General features: G+C 75.1%; 2 protein-coding genes. Both read left to right on the forward strand.

Annotation, left to right across the window (positions count from 1 at the left end; all coding sequences use genetic code 11):
• The first annotated feature begins 308 nt into the window (after nt 1-308).
• The gene (locus tag H5J33_RS29260; RefSeq protein WP_181797823.1) at nt 309-1,946 is read left to right on the forward strand and encodes an APC family permease; all 1,638 of its coding nucleotides are present in this window, start codon (nt 309-311) and stop codon (nt 1,944-1,946) included.
• Between the two features lie 151 nt (nt 1,947-2,097).
• A partial coding sequence (locus H5J33_RS29265; RefSeq protein ID WP_181797824.1) for a M20 family metallopeptidase occupies nt 2,098-2,974 on the forward strand: 877 nt, incomplete at its 3' end.

A 2,974-nucleotide genomic window follows, 5' to 3' on the forward strand; every position in this document is an offset into this window, starting at 1 on the left:
CGTCAGGGCGCGGCGGATCTTCATCCGGCAGACCTTTCGGTTCCCAAGTGCCGCCTGGGCGGCACCGGTTGGCGTGCGTCGGAACGGGCCGTGCGTGACCCGTGGAGCGCGTCGGCGCGCACGCGGACGAGGCCCGTACGCGCACCTCCGTGCTCGTACGTGACCTCCCGCACCGCGAAAAAGTTGCAGACTCCAGTCACTTGAGTGGCCGTCAGGGCGGATGGCGCGGGGCTGACGCACGTGTGGCGTCGAGGTGAATCCGACGGGGTCCGCGCGTCGTCCGGCGCGGGTGCGGGAAGCGACGGAGGGTGGCACGCACCCCCTCCCAGCAAGGGTCCGGACCGCGGCAGCCGCCTGCCCGGGCCGTACCGGCCGCCCCCGACGCCGTACTCCGCGAGGAGGGCAAACTCCGCCGGCACCTCGGGTTCGCGGCCCTGACGGCGGTGGGCTTCAGCGACATCGTCGGCTCCGGCTGGCTGTTCGGCGCGATGTACGCGGCCCAGGCCGCCGGCCCGCTGTCCGTGCTGTCCTGGCTGGCCGCCGGGGTGCTGGCCATGCTCGTCGCGCTGGTCCTGGTGGACCTCGCGGCCCGGATGCCGGAGGCGGGCGGCACGGTGCGCTGGCCGCTGTACGCCAACGGCCCGCTGGTCGCCGGGGTGATCGGCTGGGCGGTGCTGCTGTCCGTGGGCGCGGGCGCGGCCGAGGTCACCGCGACCGTGCAGTACCTGACCCGCTGGTTCCCCCACCTGCACACCGACGGCCGGCTGAGCCTGTCCGGGGTGGCCGTCGCGCTCGTCCTCACCGGGGCGTTCGCGGCCCTCAACTGGTTCGGGGTACGGCTCTTCACCCGGGTGAACTACGCGCTCACCGTGGTCAAGACGGCCATCCCCGTCCTCACCGTCGTGCTGCTGCTGGCTTCCGGCTTCCACCCGCACCGGCTCACCGACCACGGCGGCTTCGCCCCCTACGGCTGGTCCGCGGGCCTGGCCGCGCTGTCCGCGGGCGGGCTCGTCTACGCCGTCAACGGCTTCCAGTCACCGGTCGACCTGGCCGGCGAGGCCCGCGATCCGCGCCGGCACCTGCGGCCCGCCGTGCTGACCGCCATCGCCCTGGCCGTCCTGCTCTACGTCGGCCTCCAGCTCGCCTTCCTCCTCGCCGTCCCGGACAGCGCCCTCGCCGGCGGCTGGCGCGGCATCGACTTCACCTCGCCGTTCGGCCAGCTGGCCCTGCTCGTCAACCTGCACTGGCTGGCCCTGCTGCTGTACGCCGACGCCGTCGTCTCGCCCGGCGGCGCCACCTTCATCGGGCTCGGGATCAGCGCCCGGCGCACCTACGCCCTCGCCAAGAACGGCCTGCTGCCCCGCTGGTTCCTCGGCGTGCACACCGGCTCCGGCATCCCGCGCCGCGCCCTCGCCCTGAACGCCTCGGTGATGGCGGTCTATCTGCTGCCGTTCGGCACCTGGCAGGACGTCGTCGGCACCCTCGGCAACCTCTTCCTGCTCGTGTACGCCACCTCCGCCGTCGCCGCCGCCACCCTGCGTCCCACGGGGGAGCCGGCCGGCGCGATGCGCTGGATCCCGACGCTGAGCTTCCTCGTGGCCACCCTGTTCGTGTACTGGTCCACCTGGCAGCGGCTGCACCTGACCCTGCCGCTGGCGCTGGCCGGGGTGCCGCTGTCCTGGCTGCTCCGCTCCGGCCGGCACGGCTTCCCCGCACGCCGGGACCTGCGCCGGGAACTGCGCGACGGGGCCTGGCTGCCGGTCTGGCTGACCGGACTGCTGTGCTGCTCCGCCCTCGGCTCCTTCGGCGGCCTGGGACTGCTCCGGGCGCCCTGCGACACCCTCGTCGTGCTGCTGTTCGCGGTGGGGGTGTTCGCCTGGGCGGTGCGGTCCGGCCGGCGCCATGTGGCCGAGGGCCGCTCCGGTGTGGCTCACCAGGCGAGTTGACGGGGGTTCCGTCATCCTGTCGGCGTGCGGACCTGTCCGGATCCGGGGTGCCCGGGGCGTCGGGGACTGTCCGGCGGCGCCGGGGTCCCTACGGTGGGTGAGCACCCGCCGTACCGGGCGCTCGACCGGTCCGGGGAAGGAGAACGGCCGTATGACACCCACCTTCAGGGCCGACGACGGTACGCCGGAGGACCCCGCCGCCGGGGCCGGCCTGTTCGACGCGGCCCGCCGGCTGGCCCCCGGGGCGATCGCCCTGCGCCGCGCCCTGCACCGGGGCCCGGAGACGGCCCTGGACCTGCCGGCCACCCAGAGCCTGATCCTGGACGCGCTCGACGGCCTCGGCCTGGACATCCGTACCGGGCGCGCCCTGTCCTCGGTGACCGCGACCCTCACCGGGGCGGCCGACGGCCCGACGATCCTGCTGCGCGCCGACATGGACGCGCTGCCGGTCACCGAGGACACCGGGCTGCCGTTCGCCTCGCGCGGGCCCGGGCTGATGCACGCCTGCGGGCACGACGCCCACATGGCGATGCTGGTGGGCGCGGCGCGGCTGCTCGCCGGGCGGCGCGCGACGCTCCCCGGGCGCGTGGTGTTCATGTTCCAGCCCGGCGAGGAGGGCCATCACGGGGCCCGCCTCATGATCGAGGAAGGGGTGCTGGAGGCGTCCGGCAGCCGGGCCGACGCCGCCTTCGCCCTGCACGTGAACCCGAACATGCCGGCCGGCGCGGTGCTGCTGCGGCCGGGACCGCAGATGGCGGCCTCCGACCGGTTCCGGGTCGTGGTCCAAGGCCGCGGCGGGCACGCCTCCGCGCCGCACACCACCCGCGACCCGGTGCCGGTGGCCTGCGAGATCGTGCTCGCCCTGCAGAGCGCGGTCACCCGGGGCGTGGCCGCCGACGACAGTGCCGTGCTCAGCGTGACCGGGCTGAGCGCGGGCACCGCGGCCGGTGTCATCCCCGACACCGCCGAACTCTCCGGCACCCTGCGCACGTTGACCGAGCCGACCCGGCAGCGGCTGCACGAGGCGA

The sequence above is a fragment of the Streptomyces sp. WELS2 genome (assembly GCF_013870595.1).
GTDB lineage: Bacteria > Actinomycetota > Actinomycetes > Streptomycetales > Streptomycetaceae > Streptomyces.